This window comes from Pantoea sp. RCC30.1, from assembly GCF_058148845.1.
Genome location: NZ_JBXUHX010000013.1, coordinates 118903 through 142511 on the forward strand (window position 1 = coordinate 118903; position 23609 = coordinate 142511).

General features: G+C 56.8%; 14 protein-coding genes and 2 pseudogenes. 13 read left to right on the forward strand and 3 right to left on the reverse strand.

The window, feature by feature from the left end; genetic code table 11:
* Position 1 precedes the first annotated feature (1 nt).
* Positions 2-1600 (reverse strand): MFS transporter, encoded by a 1599-nt coding sequence (locus AC2LB6_RS13555; protein WP_490093905.1) that lies wholly within the window; start codon positions 1598-1600, stop codon positions 2-4.
* Positions 1601-1960: 360 nt separating this feature from the next.
* Here AC2LB6_RS13555 and hinT point away from each other — a divergent pair, with 360 nt between their 5' ends.
* The 12 genes from hinT to imm45 all read left to right on the forward strand — a co-directional run bounded on the left by hinT (position 1961) and on the right by imm45 (position 21327).
* Entirely contained in the window at positions 1961-2311 is a 351-nt protein-coding gene (hinT, locus tag AC2LB6_RS13560; protein WP_009090851.1) for a purine nucleoside phosphoramidase, read from the forward strand.
* Between the two features lie 15 nt (positions 2312-2326).
* A complete protein-coding gene (locus AC2LB6_RS13565) occupies positions 2327-2695 on the forward strand; it encodes a YcfL family putative periplasmic lipoprotein (protein WP_090962192.1) in 369 nt (122 codons plus the stop codon).
* Between the two features lie 11 nt (positions 2696-2706).
* Positions 2707-3303, forward strand: a complete 597-nt coding sequence (gene lpoB, locus AC2LB6_RS13570) for a penicillin-binding protein activator LpoB (protein WP_136197454.1) — start codon at positions 2707-2709, stop codon at positions 3301-3303.
* Positions 3304-3361: 58 nt separating this feature from the next.
* Positions 3362-4102: a thiamine kinase gene (thiK, locus tag AC2LB6_RS13575; RefSeq protein ID WP_490093906.1), complete on the forward strand. Its 741-nt coding sequence runs from the start codon at positions 3362-3364 to the stop codon at positions 4100-4102.
* A 39-nt stretch (positions 4103-4141) separates the two neighbouring features.
* On the forward strand, positions 4142-5182 hold the full coding sequence (gene nagZ / locus AC2LB6_RS13580) for a beta-N-acetylhexosaminidase (protein WP_490093907.1): 1041 nt from the start codon (positions 4142-4144) through the stop codon (positions 5180-5182).
* A gap of 40 nt (positions 5183-5222) precedes the next feature.
* A complete protein-coding gene (gene ycfP / locus AC2LB6_RS13585) occupies positions 5223-5765 on the forward strand; it encodes an alpha/beta hydrolase YcfP (RefSeq protein WP_490093908.1) in 543 nt (180 codons plus the stop codon).
* Positions 5766-5977: 212 nt separating this feature from the next.
* Positions 5978-7282: an NAD(P)/FAD-dependent oxidoreductase gene (locus tag AC2LB6_RS13590; RefSeq protein WP_490093909.1), complete on the forward strand. Its 1305-nt coding sequence runs from the start codon at positions 5978-5980 to the stop codon at positions 7280-7282.
* A gap of 581 nt (positions 7283-7863) precedes the next feature.
* Positions 7864-9582 carry a ShlB/FhaC/HecB family hemolysin secretion/activation protein gene (locus AC2LB6_RS13595; RefSeq protein WP_490093910.1) on the forward strand — a complete coding sequence of 573 codons (1719 nt, stop codon included), beginning with the start codon at positions 7864-7866 and terminating at the stop codon, positions 9580-9582.
* A gap of 39 nt (positions 9583-9621) precedes the next feature.
* Entirely contained in the window at positions 9622-20124 is a 10503-nt protein-coding gene (locus AC2LB6_RS13600; protein WP_490093911.1) for a hemagglutinin repeat-containing protein, read from the forward strand.
* Positions 20111-20665: a hypothetical protein gene (locus AC2LB6_RS13605; protein WP_490093912.1), complete on the forward strand. Its 555-nt coding sequence runs from the start codon at positions 20111-20113 to the stop codon at positions 20663-20665. The genes AC2LB6_RS13600 and AC2LB6_RS13605 overlap by 14 nt, the downstream gene beginning before the upstream one ends.
* Positions 20666-20782: 117 nt before the next feature.
* Positions 20783-21007: a colicin E3/pyocin S6 family cytotoxin gene (locus AC2LB6_RS13610; protein ID WP_490093917.1), complete on the forward strand. Its 225-nt coding sequence runs from the start codon at positions 20783-20785 to the stop codon at positions 21005-21007.
* Complete coding sequence (imm45, locus tag AC2LB6_RS13615; protein ID WP_490093918.1) at positions 21007-21327, forward strand: Imm45 family immunity protein; 321 nt, start codon at positions 21007-21009, stop codon at positions 21325-21327. Before AC2LB6_RS13610 ends, imm45 begins: the two co-directional genes overlap by 1 nt.
* Before the next feature lie 66 nt (positions 21328-21393).
* Here the strand turns inward: imm45 and AC2LB6_RS13620 are convergent.
* Positions 21394-21516, reverse strand: a pseudogene (locus AC2LB6_RS13620) (SymE family type I addiction module toxin); the annotation flags it as partial.
* A protein-coding gene (locus AC2LB6_RS13625; protein ID WP_490093913.1) for an IS3 family transposase occupies positions 21507-22618 on the reverse strand; the annotation gives its coding sequence in 2 pieces (ribosomal slippage) (positions 21507-22357 and positions 22357-22618; 1113 coding nt in all). The pseudogene AC2LB6_RS13620 and the gene AC2LB6_RS13625, both read right to left, overlap by 10 nt.
* A 285-nt stretch (positions 22619-22903) precedes the next feature.
* Here AC2LB6_RS13625 and AC2LB6_RS13630 point away from each other — a divergent pair.
* Positions 22904-23609 (forward strand): annotated as a pseudogene (locus AC2LB6_RS13630) (hemagglutinin repeat-containing protein); the annotation flags it as partial.

Sequence of the window (23609 nt, forward strand, 5' to 3'; positions counted from 1 at the left end):
TTTATTCCTGTCGTTTTAAGGTCGGGTTTAAAGAAGGCGTTACAGCCGGATGCGCGGCGAGTTTTGCTGGCGCTGGCTTGTTGCGGTTAAGGAAGCCAATGTTGTTGTTGCCCCACAGATTCTCGTAAGGCATGCCAGCCAGTGTTTCAACAATGCCACGCGCTTCCGGAGTGATGTTTTCAGGCACAATGCGGTCTGCTTCGCGCATCTTCAGCGTCTCCTGACGCAGCACGGTGTGAGTCTGCAGATTCAGCTTAAAGCGCAGTGAGACGATAAAGCCACAGGCCAGCACGGCCACGGTACCGAGGCTTAGAATCGCCAGAATAGTGTGGCTGACACCGGGTACCTGTGTGGCCTGGCCAGAGACAAATCCGGAGAGTTGCAGCACGATACCAACCAGCATGACTGCACCCGCCTGCGATGCTTTACGCGTCAGCGTCATGATGCCAGCAAAAATCCCTTCACGGCGCTGACCGGTGATTACCTCATCCACATCGGCGATATAGGTGTAGGTGTTCCATGGCACATAGTTGATGCCGCCACGCCCCAGACCAGCCAGAGCGGAGATCACCAGCAGCAGTGACATGCTGTCATTCATTCCCGCGTACCAGAGCCCCGCATAGGAGAGGGCCGCAAAGCCGAACAGCACCGCTACCATACGGTAGGCGGGTGCAGGTCCCATGCGGATGCACAGTGGAATCATCACCATCACAGCAATAAACTGTAAGACCGCCATTGTGCCCATCAGACTTGAGGCGACCTGCGCGCTCTGCATCAGCACAAACACCACGTACCAGGTAAATACGGCGTTAAACACATCCTGGGCGATATAACCACCGAGATACATGCCAAGGTGCTGTCGGAAGATGCGGATGCGTAAGGTGGAGGCCAGTTCGACATAGAGTCGCTTGAGATTCTGCATCAGCGTCAACTGCTGCTTCTCCTGCTCGGCACGGCGTGATTCAGCGGAAAAGTCATCGGGATGACGTTCCCAGGTAAAGCACCAGACCAGCGTCAGCACGAGCGCGCAGATCACCGAAAAGACCAGGCTGGCGTAGAAAAAGGAGTCTGGATTATCTTTGCCCAGCATACCCAGCAAAATACCGGGCAGAAACGCCGCCAGAATGGCCGACAGCTGTGCCAGACCAATGCGTGCACCGGAGAAGCGGGTCTTCTGTTTGAAATCGTCGGTCATTTCCGGCACCAGCGTCTCATAAGGCACCAGAATCATGGTGTAGACGATATCAAACAGCAGATAAGTGCAGAGATACCACCAGAAACTCATGTCGCTGACCCACATCAGGCTATAACTGAATACACAGGGTATGCCGAGCAGGATAAAGAATTTGCGGCGGCCAAAGCGTTTGCCCAGCCATGTCGAACCGAAGTTGTCGGTCAGAAAGCCCATCAGCGGGCTGACCACGGCATCAAGCACGCGGGCAGCGGCGAAGATCAGCGTGGCCTGAATCGGGGTTAATCCACAAAAGGTGGTGTAAAAATAGAGCAACCAGGCGGCAGTCAGCGCCGTGGTGCCCGCTCCGAGAAAATCTCCGGAACCATAGGCCAGATAGTGACCAAGACCAATTTTACGTGAGCGCATGTCTGATGCTCCTTGATGTTATATGTCGGTTTATCCCTGGTGATGCCGGACATCTCACCCGGACTGATTAGCAAAGTAGAGCTGACGCCATGGCTAAACCTTCGCAATCTGGCAAGCACTGGCGCTGAAGTGGCAATCAGACAAAGAAAAGGGTGGCGGAATTCTAATTTATAAAACAGCGTTTCATTTTTCTGTGATGGTGGCTGCTTTACTGGCATTCAGAACGGCGTTTCGATCAGGGAGAGGAAGGGCTGCTGCAAAGGCAGGCGAACAATGCAAGAAAAGTGGTCCTGAGGTTGAAAGAAAACAAATTTCTCCCGCATACTGATTGATTACGACTCAGGCTAAAGGAATTGCACCATGGCTGAAGAAACCATTTTTAGTAAAATTATCCGCCGCGAAATCCCCGCTGATGTGGTTTATCAGGACGAGCTGGTCACGGCCTTCCGCGACATTTCGCCCAAAGCGCCGACCCATATTTTAATTGTGCCGAATGTCCTGATCCCAACGGTGAACGAGGCGGAAGCGGCGCATGAGCACGCGCTGGGACGCATGTTTACTACTGCGGCGAAAATCGCCCGCCAGGAAGGTATCGATCAAAATGGTTATCGTCTGATTGTGAACTGCAATCAACATGGTGGGCAGGAGGTTTATCACATTCATATGCATCTGCTGGGCGGTGAACCGCTGGGTCCGATGCTCTCTAATTGATAACGGAAACGTGCTATGCGATCCTGGCTGACTGGCCTGCCGATCCTGCTCTGCCTGACGGCCTGTAGCAGTGATAAACCAATGATTAATACCTCACAGTCACTGGTGATGGAGTCCTCTGTGCTGTCGGCAGGGATCATTACCGATGAGCCGACGCTGGATGAGAACGATGGGCTGAAACGTGCCACCAGCGTGCTCTATAATCAGCGCGAAACACCGGTTGTTGTGCACTATCGTTACTACTGGTACGACGACAAAGGGCTGGAAATCTCCCCGCAGGAACCGGCTCAGACCGTCACCGTTCCGCCGCAGGGCAGCATTGTCGCCGCCTCGCAAATGGGTAACCTGACTGCCAGCAAGGTTCGTCTTTATCTCTATCTTTAAGGATTTTCATCGTGATACGCAGTATTAATCGTACCGGAACGCTCCTGATGGCGCTCATTCTGACAGGCTGTGTCGTGAAACAGCAGCAGCAGCCTGCCCCGGTTGAGCCGACCCAACCCGCTGAGCCAACGCAGCCCGTTCCACAACCTGAACCGGTTCCGCAACCGCAGCCTGTGCCGCAGCCACCGAAACTGGTTACTATCAACTGGGATGCCAGCGTTCAGCCGCTGGTGGCGCAGATGTTACAGGCCGCCAGCGCCGAGCCTGGCAGCGTGTTGCTGGTGGATCGAATCAAAAACAGCACCAACGGCTCACTGCAAAGCGATAAAGCCACGGCCGCTATCCAGAATGCGCTGAATAACAATGGCAAATTTACCCTGGTTTCTGCCGATCAACTGGCGCAGGCCAAGCAAACGCTGGGATTATCGCCGGATGACAGCCTGAACTCACGCAGTAAAGCGATCGGCCTGGCGCGCAACGTTAACGCGCAGTATGTGCTCTACAGTAACGCGCGCGGCGATGTCAAAGCGCCGACTCTGCAGATGCAGCTGATGCTGGTTCAGACCGGCGAGATCATCTGGTCCGGCAACGGCGTTGCACAGAATTAATCCGGCTTTCCAGCGGTTAATTCAACAGGTCACCGGCGAACCAGAACGGGCATCCATAATGCCGCTGGCTGGCCTGACCGGACACAGCCAGAAGATTGTCAGCCCGCGCGGCATCTTTATCGCGCGGGCGACACCACAACCGGCTATTCCGTTTGTGGATCGGCAGCGCGAATTCCGTCTGTTACAGAAGTTGCGAACCAGCGGACTGGCTCCGCAGCCCGTGGCGGGCCATCGTCAGGGGATCATCCTGACCTGGTGCGCAGGCAATACGCTGGATGAAGAACGCTTTAGCCAGCAGCGTCCGCAGATCGTGGCCCTGCTGCGACAGCTGCATCAGCAGCGGCTGACCGGCTATCGTCTGGCTTTGTTGCCGCTGTTATGGCGCTACTGGCAACTCACGCCACAGCGACATTTCCGCTGGCTGCGAGCGCTCAGGCGTCTGACGCAGCAGGGTGAACCCAGGCCGCTGAGGCTGGCACCACTGCACATGGATCTGCATGCCGGGAATGTTATACAAGGTCCCGAAGGTCTTTGTCTGATCGACTGGGAATATGCCGCCGATGGCGACGTCGCGCTGGAGCTGGCGGCCGTCTGTGCCAGCGATCCGCAGCACGAGGCCGACTGGCTGGCAGAGTATGCCGAGGCGATGCACCAGCCGCTTCCTGCGCTTGAGCAGCAGGTCAGACGCTGGCAGCCCTGGCTGCGTTTGCTGATGGCCAGCTGGTATCAGCTCCGTGCCGGTCAGAGTCAGGATGAAACATTACACCAGCTGGCCCGACAGAGCTGGGAACAGATTTAATCGCGTTAAGCAGCTACGTAACGCTACAGGATTCAGGTTATGAGATCACATTTACCCGGCCCTCTGATGCTAGACGTTGAGGGCTATGAACTGGATGGCGAAGAGCGCGACATCCTGAAGCACCCGCTGGTGGGGGGCTTAATTCTATTTGCCCGAAATTATCACGACCCGGCTCAGCTGGCAGAGCTGGTGCGGCAGATCCGCGCGGCCTCTCACTCCCGGCTGGTGGTTGCGGTGGATCAGGAAGGCGGTCGCGTGCAGCGTTTCCGTGACGGCTTCACTCAACTGCCCGCCATGCAATCCTTTGCCGCGCTTCACGATGCAGAAACCGCAGGTGAGATGGCGCAGCAGGTAGGCTGGCAGATGGCGGCCGAGATGATCGCGATGGATATCGATATCAGCTTCGCGCCGGTACTCGACATTGGTCATATCAGCGCTGCCATTGGTGACCGCTCTTTCCATGCCGATCCGGCCATTGCCCTAGCCGTTGCCCGCCGCTTTATTGCGGGGATGCACGAGGCGGGCATGAAGACCACCGGCAAACATTTCCCAGGGCATGGCGCGGTCAGCGCCGATTCGCACAAAGAGACGCCACGCGATCCGCGCGACGAAAAAACGCTGCGTGAGCATGACATGGCGATCTTTAGCAAGCTGATTACTGAGCAGGCGCTGGATGCAATTATGCCCGCACACGTCATCTACACCGACGTTGATCCACTGCCCGCCAGCGGTTCGCGATACTGGCTGAAAACCGTGTTGCGTGAGCAGCTGGGCTTTGATGGCGTGATTTTCTCCGACGATTTGTCGATGGAGGGCGCCGCCGTGATGGGAAGCTATCCTGAGCGGGCGCAGCAGTCCCTTTCTGCCGGTTGTGACATGATTCTGGTCTGCAATCAGCGGCAGGGTGCCATTAGTGTGCTGGATAACCTGATCCCGGTCGGGTCAGAGCGGGTGACGCAGCTGTATCATCAGGGCAGGTTTACCCGCGATGAGCTGCAGGCTACGCATCGCTGGAAAAACAATGCCCAGCAACTGAGTGCGCTTCAGGAACGCTGGCTGGCTCACAAGGCGACGTGGTAAGCAGTAACTGCCCGGCGCTATCTCAACCCTGAGGATTATCATGATCATCTATCTGCACGGTTTTGATTCCAACAGTCCGGGCAATCACGAAAAAGTGCTGCAACTGCAATTTATCGATCCTGATGTCAGGCTGATCAGTTACAGCACCCGCCATCCCAAACATGATATGCAGTTTCTGCTGAAAGAGACCGATAAGATGCTGACGCTATCCGACGACGACCACCCGCTGATTTGCGGCGTCGGGCTGGGCGGCTTCTGGTCAGAGCGCATCGGTTTTTTATGCGGCATCCGCCAGGCGATCTTCAATCCCAACCTCTTTCCGCAGGAGAACATGGAAGGGAAGATCGATCGGCCGGAGGAGTATGAGGATATCGCTACCAAATGCGTCAGCGATTTTCGCGAACGCAATCGCGACCGCTGTCTGCTCTTCCTCTCCCGTCATGATGAGGCGCTGGACAGCCAGCGCATCGCCGATCAGCTGCATCCTTTTTATGAAATCGTCTGGGATGAGACAGAAGGACACAAATTCAAAAATATATCCCCACATCTTCAGCGGATAAAAGCTTTTAAAACATTAAGTTAAACCAGTCAGGCACCGCAAGGTGCCTGTTTTCGTTACGTAATTATCTGAGTTTTATTTCTGCGCTTTGATGTATATCAATATTCTTATGTTCTCCTCTTCCCGCCATGCTATTCTGCCCGCAGATTGCGATTTTAACTTCGCCAACCCTATGTTTATTAAGGTTTAATTTAACCTTTGGTTAACTTTTGGTTCACAATTTGAGGGGGTCTTTGTTGACTACGTCTGTTAAGAGAATTGTTATTGTCGGAGGGGGCGCGGGCGGCCTGGAAATGGCGACGCAGTTGGGCCATAAACTGGGTCGTAAAAAGAAGGCCGAAATTATCCTGGTTGATCGTAACCACAGTCATTTGTGGAAGCCGCTGCTGCATGAAGTGGCTACCGGCTCGATGGACGAAGGCATTGATGCGCTGAGCTATCTGGCTCATGCCCGCAATCACGGTTTCGAGTTCCAGCTCGGTTCGCTCACCGATATCGATCGCAGCCGCAAAGTGATCCGCCTGGCTGAAGTGCTGAATGCGCAGGGCGAAGTGCTGGTGCCGCAGCGTGAAGTGGCCTACGACCAGCTGGTCATGGCGCTGGGCAGTACCTCAAACGATTTTGGTACGCCGGGAGTAAAAGATAACTGCATCTTCCTGGACAACCCGCATCAGGCACGTCGTTTCCACAACGAAATGCTCAACCTGTTCCTGAAATTCTCTGCCAGCGAAGGCAGGGTCGAGAAAGTTAACATCGCCATCGTCGGCGGCGGCGCAACGGGCGTTGAGCTGTCAGCAGAGCTGCACAATGCGGTTAAACAACTGCACAGCTATGGATTCAAAGGCCTGGGGCGCGAAGCGCTGAATGTGACGCTGGTGGAAGCGGGTGAACGCATACTGCCTGCACTGCCACCGCGTATCTCTGCAGCGGCCCATCAGGAGCTGACCAAGCTGGGCGTGCGTGTTATGACGCAGACCATGGTTACCAGCGCTGAGCCGAAGGGCCTGCATACCAAAGGTGGCGAGTTTATCGAAGCTGATCTGATGGTCTGGGCCGCAGGAATTAAAGCGCCCGACTTCCTGAAAGAGATTGGCGGACTGGAAACCAACCGTATCAACCAGCTGGTGGTGAAAGAGACCTTGCAGACCACGCTGGACGATGACATTTACGCGATTGGCGACTGTGCCTCCTGCGCCCTGCCGGGCGGTGGTTTTGTTCCGCCGCGCGCCCAGTCGGCGCACCAGATGGCCTCACGCGCCATGGACAATATCCTGGCGCAGCGTCACGGCAAACCGCTAAAAGCCTATGTCTATAAAGATCATGGCTCGCTAGTGTCGCTCTCCCGCTTCAGTACCGTCGGCAGCCTGATGGGCAATTTGATGCGCGGATCGATGATGGTAGAAGGGCGCATTGCACGCTTTGTCTACATCTCTCTCTATCGTATGCACCAGGTCGCACTCCACGGCTACTTCAAAACCGGCCTGATGATGCTGGTCGGCAGCATCAACCGGGTTATTCGCCCACGGCTGAAGCTGCACTAAGCAACCGCGATAACGCTGACTAATGTTAAGCCTCCTCGATTCCGGGGGGGCTTTTTTATGTCTTTGAGAGGCACCTAAAACAGAAGCTGGCGCAGGACAGTGCGGTAACGACTCAAACAAAATGCATTCATAATTTTTACTTAAGTGAAATTTTATGAGCATGGCAGGACAGGATCAGGGTGGCGCCTGAAATTCGTGCCGTTCATAGCAATAGAATAACCGGAAGAATATTTGCTATAGCCAGAAAACTGTTCAGGTAACGAGTTCAGCTACTTCAGTTCCGTCGTGAGCCCGGCTGCAAGCCTGGTCTTAGGTGACAAACGGTTGGCTAATCTTTTGTTATTCATTGGCTAAAATATCCGTATCGGTACCTTTAGTTAATCCCGACGATTCGCCGGACTAAATAACACCTTAACTCCAGGTAAATATTGGTACTTTCTAAATGGCCTGCCCCACTAACTTTTGTAAGTTTAGTGTAAGTTTTTCTGTAATTTTTCTTGTGGTTTTTGATTCCCGCGCCATAATGTGCGCAGGAAAGCAGTCATATACATTTTGTTACATATTAACCACATGGATCGGTTATGCAGCCCCAAAAAAATGGAGTTTTAACAACGCTGGCACCTTTGCTTTGCGTTCTGCTGATTAACACCCTGTCAGTCAGCACTGTTCAGGCTGCACCGGGTGATGAGCAATTACAGCATCAGCAGGAGCAACAAAAAGCGCGTCAGCAGCGGCTGATGCCACAGGTGCCTGATGTGCGTCTCTCAGAAACGGTTCCGGCACCTTCCCACCTGAAGTTCCCGCAGGAAATACCCTGTTTTGTTATTCAGCAGGTCAGTCTGTCCGGGCAGGAGGCGCTGCCGCACTGGGTGCCTTTGCAGCGTCTGGCCAGCCAGGCCAATGGTCATTGTCTCGGCGTAAAAGGCATCAGCCAGCTAATGAGCACGCTGCAAAACCGGCTGATCAATCATGGCTGGGTCACGACGCGCGTGCTGGCCCCGCAACAGGATCTTCGTCAGGGGGTGCTGCACCTGCTGATCGTGCCTGGCAAAATCCGCAGTGTGGAACTGTCTTCCTCATCATCCCGCTATGTCAGCCTGTGGCCGACACTACCCGCCCATGCAGGCAATCTGCTGGATTTACGGGATATTGAACAGGGGCTGGAAAACCTGCAGCGTCTGCCGACGGTAGAGGCGCATATGGCGCTCCGTCCTGGCCTCAATCCGGGTGAAAGCGACATCATGATTGAACGCACGCAGCACCGTTTCTGGCGACTCGGCGCATGGCTGGATGATTCCGGCACCGAAAGTACCGGGCGCTATCAGAGTGGAATTATGCTGGCGCTGGATAACCCGACCTCCCTCAGCGATCTCTTCTACCTGACCGCCAGTCGCGACCTGGGATTTGCGGGCAGAAAAAGCAGCAAAAGCCTGTCGGGACATTACTCGTTGCCTGTGGGCTACTGGCTGTTTGGCCTTACCGCCAGCGACTACGACTACCATCAGACCGTCGCCGGTTACAGCCGCGATTTTCTTTACGCCGGAAAGAGCCGCTCGCTGGATGTGCAGGCCAGCCGGGTGATCTACCGCAATGCCGCAGCCAAAACCACCTTCAGCGCCGATGTGCTGGTTAAAGAGTCGCGCAACTTCATCAACGACACCGAAATCAGCAGCCAGCAGCGCCGTACCAGCGCGTGGCGACTCGGCCTGTCACACCGGCACTACATGGGTCCGGCCACGCTGGACGCCGGTGTCAGTTATCAGCGCGGCACGCGCTGGTTCGGTGCGCTGCCCGCCTGGGAGGAGTCATATCAGGATTCTACCTATGCCACCGCGCTATCTAAAATCCTCACCTGGCAGGCGGGACTCACCACACCATTCACACTGGGAAATCAGCACTTAAGTTACAACATGCAGTATCGTCGCCAGATGAGCAACACCCCGCTGACACCGCAGGATGAGTTCGCGATTGGCAACCGCTGGACCGTGCGCGGTTTTGATGGTGAACGCACCCTCAGCGCCAGCCGGGGCTGGACCGTTCAGAACACGCTGGCCTGGCAGACGCCGCTGCCCACTCAGGAGCTTTATCTGGGTGCAGACTATGGCGAGGTGGGCGGCAACAGCGCCTCCCAGGGCGGGCCGCTGGGACGTCATCTTGCGGGCGGCGTCATTGGACTACGTGGTGCCATCACGCCCGCCAGCCTGAGTTACGATTTTTTTGCCGGTATTCCTCTGTCGAAACCGGACGGCTTCAAAACCGATCCGGCTACTTTTGGTTTCAGCGTGAACTGGAACTACTAAACCTTTTATCGATATTGCTGACAATGGACTGTGCGCATTATGAATAAACTCTGCTATCGCCTTATCTTCAACCGGGTTCGCGGCATGTTAATGGTGGTGTCTGACATCACCCGCAGCGGCTATTCACGTGTTGCCCGAAGCCCGAAGCGCACCTCACTTTCAGAGGCGCGGGTGAGGATCTCACCGCTCAGCTTTGCACTCTGGCTGGCAGCGGGTGTGATCAGTCTGCCGGTGCAGGCCAACATTGTGGCAGACAGCAGCGCGCCGGGCAGCCAGCAGCCTACCGTCATGGCCACAGCCAACGGTCTGCCGCAAATCAACATTCAGACGCCCAACAGCCAGGGTGTTTCCCGCAATCAGTACAGCCAGCTTGATGTCGATGCGCGCGGCGCAATTCTGAACAACAGTCATCAGAACACGGCGACTCAACTGGGTGGCATGGTGGCGGCTAACCCTTGGCTGTCAAAGCAGGAAGCGACGGTCATCCTGAATGAAGTCAACAGCCGTAATCCCAGCCAGCTAAACGGATTTATCGAAGTGGCCGGTAAGCGGGCTGCCGTCGTCATTGCTAACCCGTCAGGCATTACCTGTAACGGCTGCGGATTTATCAACGCCAGCCGCAATACGCTGACCACCGGACAGGCGCTGATTGAAAACGGCCAGCTCAAAGGCTTCGATGTGAATGGTGGCCGCATCAATATCGAAGGTCAGGGCCTGAATGACAGCGATGCGGATTACACCCAGATCATTGCGCAGTCGGTGGCGGTTAACGCCAAAGTCCATGCCCGTGAACTGAATGTGGTTACGGGCAGGAACCAGGTTGCGGCTGAGGGCAACGTCACCACAGTAAAAGCGGAGGAAGGGACAACACGGCCTGAGTTTGCACTCGACGTCGCGGCGATTGGCGGTATGTATGCCCATAAAATTACCCTGACCGGCACTGAAAAAGGTGTTGGCGTGCGGAATGCCGGTGAACTGGGTGCCAGCGCTGGTGAACTGCACCTGAGCGTGGATGGCAGACTGGAAAACAGCGGTACGCTGCAAAGTCAGGCCGCACTGCAGATAGCCAGCACTGGCGATCAGGATAACCGTGGGAACATCGTGTCACAGCAGGATGTCACGCTGACCTCCAGCGGCACGCTGCGCAATAGCGGGCTGGTGAGCGCCGGCCGTAACGCGACGCTCTCCGCCAGTACCATTGAGAGCACCGCTGAAAGCACGCTGGCGGCGGGTGTTGGCGGCAATGAGACGCTGAGCCAGCCCGGTAATTTGCTGCTGACCAGCCAGGGCGAGCTTAAGGCGCGGGGTAAAAACCTGGCGCACGACCAGATTCAGGCGCGGGGCAGCCGGGTCGATCTTGCCGGAAGCCAGACCTCAGCCGATGCCATCGCGCTGACCTCTACGCAGGCGGATATCAGCACCCAGGGCGCCACGGTGGCGAGCCGCACGATCGGGATTCAGGCCGCGACAGCGCTTAACAATGATGACGGCAAACTGGCGGCGGGCAGCCTGGCCGTTACGGCACAAAACGTCAGTAATAATCGCGGTCTGCTGCGCCAGCAAAACCGTGAAGCCCTCACGATCTCCACGGGTTCACTGCTCAATAATCAGGGCACGCTGAGCAATGAAGGCGATACCCGGCTGCAGGCACAGCATATCGAAAACCACAGCGGGCTGATCGCAGGTAATGGCGATTCGTTGCAGCTCGATACGCCCTGGCTGGATAATCAGGGCGGCACGGTGCAGCTGGCGGGCAACGGCGCGCTGACCCTTAATGCGACCCGACTGGAGGGCAATCAGGGCAATCTGCTGTCAGCGGGTGCGCTAACGCTCAGCGGTGACAGGATCGATCTCTCACAGGCACACACTCAGGCAGAGGCGCTGACGCTGACGGCGGGCTCGCTGGATCACCATCAGGGTCTGCTGTCGCAGCGCGGCGCAGGCGAGATGGCGATCGCGGTTTCAGGTGACACAGACAACCGCGGTGGACGGATAGAGAGCGGCGGCAATCTGCATCTCGCATCAGGCAGTCTGGATAACAGCGGCGGGACGTTACTGGCTGCGGGCAGCGGCGATCTGCAACTGCAGGTTCAGGAGACTCTGACGAACGCGCAGGGTGCGATTCAGGCCAGCCGCAATCTGCAACTTACCGGGGCACGTCTGAACAATCAGCAGGGCCTTATCGCTTCAACCGGCGGTGACGCTGCGCTGAAGATCCGTGAGGTTATTCATAACACCCAGGGTCGCATTGAAGCAGGCCAGCAGGTCATCCTGCGCAGTGAGGCGCTGGATAATCAGCGTGGAACCGTGCTCGGCCGCGGCGTGACCATCGATACGCAGCAGGGTGAACTGAACAATGCGGGCGGCAATCTGGTAGCCCGTACCGATCTCAGCATTTCCAGTGGCAAAACGGATAACCACACCGGTCTGATTCAGTCAGGCGGTGATCTTGCGCTCGATACTCACGGTCAGGCGCTGCATAACCGAGACAGTGGTAAAGCGGGGATAATCAGCGGTGGCGCACTTCTCCTTAACAGTGGCGACCTTGATAACCAGCACGGTGTCATCGCCGCTGCTTCGGCGGCCAGTATCAGCAGTGGCCTGCTGAACAACAGTGACGGCACCCTGATGTCGGACGGTGTGCTGACGCTGAAGAGCGGCGCGCTCGATAATCAGCAGGGCCTATTACAATCGGGTCAGGCACTCTCACTGGATACCCACGGTGCGCAGCTGACCAACCGCGCCAGTGGCGATCGCGGTGGCATTGTGGCACGCGGCGATTTGCAACTCTCAACCGGAAAGATCGCGGGCGATCAGGGTGTGATCCAGGGGCAGAACCTGCTGATCGATACCCAGGGTCAGGCTGCTGATTTCAGGTCGGGCCTGGTCAGTGCCAGAGGCGAACTGGTGCTGAACAGCGGCGCGCTGGATAACCGCGGCGGGCGACTGCAGGCTGCCGGGAATATGCAATTGAATACACACGGAGAGGCGCTGAACAACGCGGCATCAGGTGCCGTTGTTGCGGGCGCGAATCTGCATGTCAGCAGTGGTGATATCGACAACAGCACCGGTTCGCTGGTCTCGGCGGGTAATCTGCAGTTCAACAGCGGAGCACTGAACAACGCTGATGGAATTATTAATGCCGATCATGAGCTGACGCTGGAAAGCAATCGCATTGATAATCAGCGTGGCCTGCTGCAGGCGGGCGAAGCGATGTCAGTGAACACTCAGGGCGGCGAACTGATTAACCGCGACAGCGGTGAGCACGGCGGACTTGTTGCAGGCGGCGATCTGCTGCTCTCCAGCGGCCAGATTGATGGCAGGAACGGGGTGATGCTGGGACAGAATATCCGCATCGACACCCACCAGCAGACCTTTGATCATCAGCAGGGTCAACTGGGCGCTAAAGGCACGCTGCAACTGGACAGCGGGTTGCTCAACAACCGTGCAGGCAGGATTGAGTCGGGTGGCGATCTTAATCTGGATACCCACGGCAACAATCTGATTAACCGCGACAGTGGAGCCGCTGGTGGCCTGTTCAGCGCGGGCATCCTGAAGCTCTACAGCGGCACGCTGGATAACCTGCGCGGCTTCATCACCGGTTTTACCGGCGCGCAGGTTATGACGGGCGATATCAACAATCAGTCCGGCACGCTGACGGGCGGCAAAGGACGGCTCGATCTCACCAGCAGTGAACTGCAAAACCAGGGTGGCCTGTTACAGGCGGGCAGCGACATGACGCTGGACACCCAGGGTCACGCCCTGATCAATCGCGACAGTGGTGACCAGCGCGGTATCGTTGCCCTCACCAGTCTGGATCTGCGCAGCGGAGCAATTGATAACCAGACGGGCTTTATTGCCGCCGGACAACAGGCATCGCTCAGCGCCAGTGAACTCAACAATAGCCAGGGGCAGGTCGCAGGCAATGGCGGGCTGATTTTCAACGGTCAGGCGCTGAACAACAGTGACGGTAAACTGCAGTCGGCAGGGGATATCCTCCTCAACACGTCCGGCCAGACGCTGACTAACCAGCGCGGACTGATTGCCGGTGCCGGTAACCTTCATATTGACAGTGGCATGGTGGATAACCAGCAGGGGCAGATGCAGGGCGGCACCGATCTGACGCTCAATGCGGGACAGAATGCGCTGCTTAATCAGACGGGCAAACTCCTTTCAGCAGGCACGCTGTCGCTGACGGCGGGCCAGTTGGTCAACAATGACGGCCTGGTACAAAGCGTTGGCAATGGCGCGCTGTCGCTGAGCCAGCAGCTGGATAACCGCAGCGGGCTGATTCAGGGCGGCCAGCAGATGACGATCTCCACGCCATCGCTGATCAACCGCGATACCCGACAGAGCGGCAAAGGGATTGAAGCGGACAGTTTAACCCTCGAAACCGTCTCGCTGGACAACAACCAGGGTGCACTGCGCGCAAAACAGAGGCTGGCACTGACGGTGCAACAGGCGCTGGATAACGTCAGCGGGCTGATCTCATCAGCAGATACGCTGACTATTCAGGACAGGTCGCAGGGCCAGGCGCTCTCTATCAACAACCAGCAGGGCACGCTGATTGCCGATCACGACGCACAGATCAGCGCGGCTGCGCTGAGTGGTGATGGACAGGTGTTGTCACAGGGGAATCTCGGCATCACGCTGGCGGGTGATTTCAACAACCTCTCCGACGTCAAAGCTAACGGCACGCTGCGCCTGACTACGGGCGGCAACGTCACCAACAACGGCACCCTCGCGGGCCAGCAGGCGCTATTCCTCACTGCGCACAACATCAACAATCAGGCAAACGGCGAGATCAGCGGCGGGCAGACCGACATCACGGCAGCCGATACCCTGAACAATCAGGGTCTGATTGACGGTGGACTGACGCACCTTGTGGCAGGCGTCCTGAATAACAGTGGCACTGGTCGCATCTTTGGCGATCACATTGCCATTGCGGCCACGCTGCTCAACAACCTCAGCGAGGGAGGCAAAGCGGCAGTGATTGCGGCGCGGGAGCGACTGGATATTGCAGCGGGCACCCTGAACAACCGCGACCATGCTCTGATCTACAGTGATGGCGATCTGCATATTGGCGGCCAGCTGGATGCGAATTATCAGGCTACCGGACAGGGACAGCAGCTCAACAATAGCGGAGCAACGATCGAAGCCGGGCAGGATGCCACGATCAGCATGGCGGAAATTAACAACACCAACCGCCACCTGACCACGCAGGTCGTTAAAACCGAAGATAGCCAGCACCATGACGCAGTGCTCAAAGGCCACACCGACCGTTTCGACTGGGCCAAAGTAGACACCAGCAAAAAAAATAAATATGGCGTACACACGGCAAAAATGCCGGACGGCACCAGCGGCAGCGAGTTTTATGAGTATGACTACCGGCGGATAGTGAAGGAAACCCAGATCAAAGAGAGCGATCCGGGCAAAATCCTGTCGGGCGGTAACATGACCTTTAGCGCCGGCCGTCTTAACAACCACGACAGTCAGATTGTCGCGGGTGCCGTGCTGGGCGGTCAGATAGGCGAGCTGAATAACCAGGCAACCAAGGGAACGCGCATTACCACGGACAACGGTAAATCTGTGCGCTGGTACGCGAAGAAGAAGAAAAAGAAATTAGGTGGAACCAAAACCTCGCAGGGAAAAGATAAGAAAACTTACAGCCCGGCACCCGTGACGGAAACCATCGATCTGCAGACGCTGAGCTGGCAGGCGAACGCCGCGCCGCAGGGCAATGTCTACCAGACCGGCAACCGACAGCAGCAGGGCGTCACCGCGCAGGCTGACAGCATCGGCGCGCCTGCCGTCCAGCAGGCGGTGACGGCAGTGGCGCTGAGTGCCACGGATAGCGGCAGTGCGTTACTGCCCGCCGGACTACGCTATGACAGTGCGCTGACGCTGGACAAGCTCGGCAGCCTCAAAGACCGGCCGCTACTGTTACCTGCCGGACAGCAGTTCTCGCTGACGCTGCCCGCCACGGTGGTCGACGGACAGACCATTACGCCAGTGATCCGCGCCGTCTCACCGGATATCCGCCTGCCGGATAACAGCCTTTATCAGTTGCAGCCCGGCAGCGACAGTCACTACCTGGTCGAGACCGATCCGCGCTTTGTGAATCAGAAGCAATGGCTCAGCAGCGACTATATGCAGAATGCACTGACCAGCGACAGCAGCCGGATTCTGAAGCGACTGGGCGACGGTTATTACGAACAGCGTCTGGTGCGCGATCAGATTATCCAGCTGACCGGCAACCGGTATATCAGCGGGTATGGCAGCGATGAAGATCAGTATCGCGGGCTGATGAATAATGGGGTAGCCTTTGGCAAAACGTACCAGCTTGAGCTGGGCGTGGCGCTGACCCCGGCGCAGATGGCGCTGCTCACCAGCGATATCGTCTGGCTGGTGAATCAGACCGTTACGCTGCCGGATGGCACACAGCAGACCGTGCTGGTGCCGCAGGTGTATGCGAAGGTAAAACAGGGGGACTTAACCGGCGACGGCGCGTTGATCGGGGGCGGTAGCGTGGCGCTGAATGCCCGCAACGACATCACCAACAGCGGCACCATTCAGGGTCGTGACGTGACGCAACTGACGGCACAGTCGCTGACCAACAGCGGCTACATCAGCGGCAATACGGTGAATCTCACCGCCCGTCAGGATATCACCAACCTCGGAGGTACAATTCGTGGCGACAGTCAGCTTACGCTGCTGGCGGGGCGCGACATCACCAGCCAGTCAACGCTGCGCGGCGACGGCACCGACCGCTGGATAGATCGTCCGGCCGGTATCTACGTCCAGGGCACCGACGGTGCGCTGACGCTGAGCGCGCTGAACAACATCACCCTGGCCGCCAGCGATATCGGCAACGCCGGCGAGAAGAGCACCACGACGATCCAGGCGGGCAATGACCTGACGCTCGGCACCCTCAGTACGCAGCACAGTGAAAACGACAGCTGGAACAGCGATAACTACCGTCGCCTGTCACAGCAGAGCGATGCCGGGACACGTATCAGCGCCGGTGGCGCGCTGCAGCTGAGTGCCGGACAGGATATCCGCGCCACCGCCGCGGACGTCACGGCGGGCGGTGCCCTGACCGCCAGCGCCGGGCGCGACATCGTGCTCAGCGCGGGCAACAGCCGGACCGATCTCACCGAACACAGTAAGCAGTCCAGCAAAGGACTGCTGTCGGGCAGCAGCCTGGAAACCCATGACGAACTGCACAGCAGCGAGGCGCTCAGTACCACCCTGAGCGGCGACAGCGTCCGGCTTCAGGCAGGTCGCGACATTGCCGTGACCGGCAGCAACGTCGCCGGTACGCAGGACGTGGCGCTGACCGCGGGCCGCGATCTCAGCATCACGACCGCGGCAGAAACGCGTGATGAAGTGCATCAGCGCGAGGAGAAAAAATCGGGCCTGATGGGCACCGGCGGCATCGGCTTCACCGTGGGTCAGGCGATGCAGAAGAGCAGCACCGACGCCAGCGGTACACTCAACCGCGGCAGCACGGTGGGCAGCAGCGACGGCAGCGTGACCCTCAGTGCCGGTAATCAGCTTACCGTGCACGGCAGCGACGTGATCGCCGGTAAAGATCTCTCCCTGAGCGGCAGCGACGTGACCCTCAGTGCGGCCGAAGACAGCCACACCGCGCTGACGAAGACGGAGCAGAAACAGAGCGGCCTGACGCTGGCGCTGTCCGGCACGGTAGGCGCGGCGCTGAACACGGCGGTGCAGACCGCCCGCACCGCCGATGAGAGCGGCGATGACCGGCTGAAGGCATTGCAGGGAACCAAAGCGGCGCTGACGGCGGCGCAGGCCGCGCAGGCTTACCAGATGGACGGCGCGCAGACCGACGCGGCGGACGCCAGAAACACCGCCGCGGGCCTGAAGCCGGGCGACAAAGGCTATGAGGAAGGCTCAACGAACTCGGTCGGCATCAGCCTCTCTTACGGCAGCCAGTCGTCGAAAAGCGAGACCCGCAGCGAAAGCCGCGAAGCGCAGGGCAGCACTCTGGGCGCGGGCGGTAACCTGGCCATCACCGCCACCGGCGCACAGCCGGGCAGCGCGGGCGACATCCTCGTGCAGGGCAGCCAGCTGCAGGCGGGCGGCGACCTCGGGCTGACGGCGAAAAACGACATCAGCCTGCTGTCGGCGCAGAACAGCGAGCGCACCGACAGCACGAACAGCAGCAAGGGCGGCAGCCTGGGTATCGGCCTGACCGCCGGGTCGGGCGGCTACGGCATCAGCGTTTCAGCCAGCGTCAACGCGGGCAAAGGGCGAGAGAACGGCAACGGGCTGACCCATACCGAGACTACGCTCACGGCGGGCAACGGGCTGAGCCTGAACGCCGGGCGCGACACCACGCTGACCGGCGCACAGGTGCGCGGGGACAGCGTGAAGGTGGATACCGGCCGCAACCTGACGCTGACCTCGGAGCAGGACAGCGACCGCTACGACAGTAAGCAGCAGAACGCCAGCGCGGGCGGCAGCTTCACCTTCGGCTCGATGACCGGGTCGGCGAGCGTCAACCTCAGCCAGGACAAGATGCACAGCAACTGGCAGAGCGTGGCCGAGCAGACCGGCCTCTTTGCCGGGAAGGGCGGCTTTGACGTGACGGCGGGTGAGCACACCCAGCTGAACGGCGCGGTCATCAGTTCCGCCGCCACCGCCGATAAGAACCGTCTCGACACCGGCACGCTGGGCTTCAGCAACATAGAGAACCACGCGGACTATAAAACCGAGCACCAGAGCGTGGGCATGAGCACCGGCGGCAGCATCGGCAGCCAGTTCGAAGGCAACATGGCGAACGGCCTGCTGGCGGGGCTGAACGGCAGCGGCAGCGCCTCGTCGGTGACGAAGGCGGCGGTGAGCGACGGCACCCTCATTATCCGGGATAAGGCGAAGCAGACGCAGGACGTGGCGGACCTGAGCCGCGACGCGGCGGGTGCGAATCCGGGGCTGGATAAAATCTTCGATAAGGATAAAGAGCAGCGGCGGATGGAGACGGCGCAGCTGCTGGCGGAAATCGGCAGCCAGGCGGGCGACATTGCGCGGACGCAGGGCGAGATTGCGGCGACCAGAGCGGCCACGGAGAAGATGAAGAACATCTCGCCGGAGCAGAAGAAGGACGCTGAGGCGCAGTGGCGGAAATCGAACCCGGATCAGGAGCCGACCGCGGCCGACATCACCGGACAGGTTTATCAGACGCTGTATAACCGGGAGATGCTGGCTACAGGCCTGGGAACCGGCGGTCCGGTGCAGCAGGGTATCAGCGCGGCGACCGCGGCGATACAGGGTCTGGCGGGGGGTAACCTGGCCCAGGCGTTGAGCGGGGCGGCGGCACCGTACCTGGCGGAAGAAATACATAAGCTGACGACGACGAAAGGCCCGGACGGAAAGGACGTGGTGAACGTTCAGGCGAACCTGATAGCGCACGCTGTGGTGGGTGCGGTGACGTCATACGCGTCGGGTAATCCTGCACTGGCGGGCGCTTCTGGCGCGGCGATGGGCGAGTACATCGCGCAGCAGATGTATCCGGGGGTTAAACGCGAAGACCTGAGTGAGGAGCAGCGCCAGACCATCAGCGCGCTGGGCACGCTGGCGGCGGGACTTGCGGGCGGCGTTGCCGGAGACAGCGCGGGCGGTGCGGTGGCGGGCGCGCAGGCGGGGAGAAATGCGGTTGAGAATAATGCGCTGCATGCACCAGATGAAAAGAAGCGTCAGGATGCGAAGTGGTCGTTACCGTATCTGGAAGGAGAAAAGAAACAGCAGGCAGAACAGTTAATAAGTGACCTGGATGCGAAAGATAAGGCATTCGATGTAGCGTTAGACTCAGCCTGTAAAGGACTGTCTTCAGCAGCCTGCCAGGGTATGAGGCAGGAACTGGCGGCAATGGGTAAAAGTTATAGCGAGCAGCTTGATGGTCAGTACATCGGCAATATGGGAAGTGTCTACAAGGAAGGTAAAGGCCAGGTCGATGCGCTGATATGGCAGTATGCTACGGCGGATGCGAAAGCAGAGCGTGACGCTAACGTCAACCGCATTGCTGAAAACTGGGGTGTGAGTAAAGAAACCGCGGACGGCCTTTATACCACAATGGCTGGTGTTCATACTGCTGCAGCGATTGGTGGTGCTCTGTGGGGATTGAAAGGTCCAGGCACCGTAACTGTTTATCGTGTAGAGGGAACACCAAATACACGTGTTGTGATAGGAGACAACGGACAGGTTAGTATTACTGGCAATACAACGCTATATTTGAATTTTGGTGACAAAGCTAGGGCACTAGAGTTCTTCGAAAAACGTGGCTCTCAGAATATGGATGGTGCAGCGATAAAAACGTTTGAGGTACCCCACTCTGTTCTGGATGACTTAAGAAAAACTGCTGTGAAAGAAAGCGTGGCTCGATTGCCAGAAAATAAAGGGAAGCCTGTTATTGCAGATCCAACTAAAGCTAAAGATCAATATGGTATAAGGCCAGAAAAGCTGGAAGAATTAAAAGACAAGATTATCCAGGGGACAGGAATAAATGCAAATAAGTGAAGAAAGGTTGCGTCAAATATTACTGGAGAGAAATAGGTTGCAAAACCCACCTCAGTCTACAGAAAAAGCTACTGGGGTTGGAATCGCCCGTTTCATTGTGTCATGCAATGATGTGTCTAAAGTATTAGGTTTAGCAAAAAATGTAATGATTATTATAAATAATTATTCCTCGCAAAACTGGCCCTCTCTTGAAGAATGGTCAGGTCTTCTTCCATCCCAGTTTGTTGATGGCTTTCTGCCAGATCAGACTGAAGAAGAAAAAGAAAAGCGGAGCGAAAGCTGGAGAAGGTTATCTTATGGGGAAAAGTTGATTGAAGCTTCCACCGATAATGAATGGACATTAGCATCATGGTTATCCTGGCTTGAGCCTGATGGGCGAGAGTGGTTTTGGTGGAATGCAGTGTTGTTTGACGCACCTTTAAGTAATAGCCACTTCATAATTGAGGTGACAACGCTTGACTTCTCTTTCATGTCTGGAGCTTTGAAGTGGTTATTTAAGGCCTGTGGAGCTTTAGATGTTATTTCAGAAGATGATTTATAAGTTTTAATTTATGTCAAGATTCCGCTTTTTCATAAATAGTTGCTATTAATTCACATTTTCCTGTAACTTATTGATATTATTTAATCTTGTTGATGCAATAGATGACAATTTTTTGGAATACCTCCGGGTGGCAAAGGTTCTCCCTGTTGCTTCCTTACTAAAAAGAATGGTGGTCGTGATGTGTATCGTGGTCAGGATGGCAATTTATATACCCTTGATACACAGCATGGAAGATTTGAAGTTGTCAGTCCAAAGGGTAAGCATTTAGGTGAGGTTGATTTTTCGATGCAAGTAAGAAAACCTGCTGATCCATCTGGCGGTCATAACTTGAAGGTGAAGTAATAAGGCTCGTTGATTATAAAAAAACGGTTATATCGAGAGTAGCAGTTTTTAGATTGCCTGCTACTTGGCCGTATGAAGAATGGGTCGATTTAATGTTGTTTGAAACACAAGATGATGAGCGACCATACGGTTTAATTGTTTCATCCGGATATAAAGCAGGTCTCTTTTTAATAAAGTTACCTATTGAAAGTATTTCAGATGAAGGGCATGGATTAAGTACAGAATGGGTTATTAATAACTGGGAAAAATGGATCTACCCAGAATGTAATATTGAAGATGTTCATATTCTTGATGGATATGCAGCAACGCCAATTGAATAAACAAAGATCCCGGCCACTTGAGCCGGGATCTTTTTGTCTGTCACTCAGTGGGTCGGATCACCAGTTGCCCGCATTCACTGCAATGGTAACCGGCGTGTCGGTCCCGAATCCGGCCTCTGCCAGCCAGTCACCCTTTAGGTGCAGGCTGGGTGTGCGGCTGTAGTGTAAGTATCCCAGCTTTAGTTCCACACACTTTTTGAGATTTCCGGTTTCTCAGCCATCAGCCGGTATTCTTCCGGCGTCAGGTTGTTCAGGGATTCATGAGGCCGCTCGCTGTTATATTCCATCAGCCAGCGCTCTGTAATTTCCCGTGCTTCATTTAGTGTTCTGAACAGGTAAAAAGCCAGGATTTCTGTCCGGTATGTCCGGTTAAAACGTTCGATAAACGCGTTCTGTGTTGGCTTACCCGGCTTGATAAATTCAAGCTGCACGCCATGTTCTTCGGCCCATTGTGCCAGCGCCAGTGAGACCCGTTCCGGCCCATTGTCCATCCGCATCTTCAGCGGGTAGCCGCGGTTTACCACGATCCTGTCCAGCACCCGGACGACTCGCTGAGCCGGGATATTAAGGTCGATTTCTATCGCCAGCGCTTCACGGTTAAAATCATCCACCACATTGAAGGTCCGGAAGCGTCTGCCGCAGACCAGCGCATCGTGCATAAAATCGATGGGCCAGCTCTGGTTTAACGCTTGCGGCGTCGCCAGTGGTGCTGGATTACGCACGGGCAGCCGCTGTTTTCCCTTACGACGAAAATTCAGTTTCAGCAGGCAGTAAATCCGGTGAACGCGTTTATGGTTCCAGATATTGCCCTGCCTGCGAAGCAGCTGAAACAGCTTCTTAAAGCCGTAGCGCGGATTGCGTTCTGCCAGCTCAGTCAGCGCATGGATCACCGGTTCATCACGCCGGGTATCGGGCTGATAAAAATACACCGTCCTGCTCAGCGATAATGTCCTGCACGCCTGGCAGATGCTCATGGCAAATTTTGCCGCCAGATAGCTGACGAGCTCCCGCTTTATCGCTGTCTTTAAAGCTTTTTTTCGATGACGTCTTTCAGTGCCCGGCATTCAAGGCTGAGGTCAGCAAACATCTGTTTGAGGCGTCGGTTTTCATCCTCCAGGTCTTTCATCTTTTTAATATCAGAGGCTTCCATACCTCCATACTTTGCTTTCCAGTTGTAGTATGAAGCCTCTGATATTCCCGCTTCGCGGCAGACATCTTTGACGGTGCGGCCGGCTTCGACGGATTTCAGAACGGCAATGATCTCGTGTTCGGTGAATCGGGCTTTACGCATGGCGATCTCCTCAGAGGACATAATCAGTATGTCGGAAGATCTCTAAAAGTGAATGGTTCGGTTAAGCGGGGTACTTACAGTAGTACGTGGTCATACCGATAGCCCGCTTAATATGCTAGATACTGGTTTATCTGACTTTATACCGTTGTAATAATTAGGAAAAATCACATCTGACTTAGTATCATGCTCAGCCATAAACAATAGTGCGGCCGAAAACAGCCACACCGCCCTGACGAAGACCGAGCAGAAGCAGAGCGGGCTGACGCTGGCGCTGTCCAGCACGGTGGGCGCGACACCACGCTGACCGGCGCACAGGTGCGCGGGGACAGCGTGAAGGTGGATACCGGCCGCAACCTGACGCTGACCTCAGAACAGGACAGCGACCGCTACGACAGCAAGCAGCAGAACGCCAGCGCGGGCGGCAGCTTCACCTTCGGCTCGATGACCGGCTCCGCGAGCGTCAACCTCAGCCAGGACAAGATGCACAGCAACTGGCAGAGCGTGGCCGAGCAGACCGGCATCTTTGCCGGGAAGGGCGGCTTTGACGTGACGGCGGGTGAGCACACCCAGCTCAACGGCGCGGTCATCAGTTCCGCCGCCACCGCCGATAAGAACCGTCTCGACACCGGCACGCTGGGCTTCAGCAACATAGAGAACCACGCGGACTATAAAACCGAGCACCAGAGCGTGGGCATGAGCACCGGCGGCAGCATCGGCAGCCAGTTCGAAGGCAACATGGCGAACGGCCTGCTGGCGGGGCTGAACGGCAGCGGCAGCGCCTCGTCGGTGACGAAGGCGGCGGTGAGCGACGGCACCCTCATTATCCGGGATAAGGCGAAGCAGACGCAGGACGTGGCGGACCTGAGCCGCGACGCGGCGGGTGCGAATCCGGGGCTGGATAAAATCTTCGATAAGGATAAAGAGCAGCGGCGGATGGAGACGGCGCAGCTGCTGGCGGAAATCGGCAGCCAGGCGGGCGACATCGCGCGGA

What these genes read in the sequence shown, in the direction of transcription:
- AC2LB6_RS13555 (WP_490093905.1), bottom strand. Translation starts at nt 1,600, where the DNA reads ATGCGCTCACGTAAAATTGGTCTTGGTCACTATCTGGCCTATGGTTCC.
- ycfP (WP_490093908.1), top strand. Translation starts at nt 5,223, where the DNA reads ATGATCATCTATCTGCACGGTTTTGATTCCAACAGTCCGGGCAATCAC.
- AC2LB6_RS13605 (WP_490093912.1), top strand. Translation starts at nt 20,111, where the DNA reads ATGCAAATAAGTGAAGAAAGGTTGCGTCAAATATTACTGGAGAGAAAT.
- AC2LB6_RS13595 (WP_490093910.1), top strand. Translation starts at nt 7,864, where the DNA reads ATGCAGCCCCAAAAAAATGGAGTTTTAACAACGCTGGCACCTTTGCTT.
- thiK (WP_490093906.1), top strand. Translation starts at nt 3,362, where the DNA reads ATGCCGCTGGCTGGCCTGACCGGACACAGCCAGAAGATTGTCAGCCCG.
- hinT (WP_009090851.1), top strand. Translation starts at nt 1,961, where the DNA reads ATGGCTGAAGAAACCATTTTTAGTAAAATTATCCGCCGCGAAATCCCC.
- nagZ (WP_490093907.1), top strand. Translation starts at nt 4,142, where the DNA reads ATGAGATCACATTTACCCGGCCCTCTGATGCTAGACGTTGAGGGCTAT.
- AC2LB6_RS13600 (WP_490093911.1), top strand. Translation starts at nt 9,622, where the DNA reads ATGAATAAACTCTGCTATCGCCTTATCTTCAACCGGGTTCGCGGCATG.
- AC2LB6_RS13565 (WP_090962192.1), top strand. Translation starts at nt 2,327, where the DNA reads ATGCGATCCTGGCTGACTGGCCTGCCGATCCTGCTCTGCCTGACGGCC.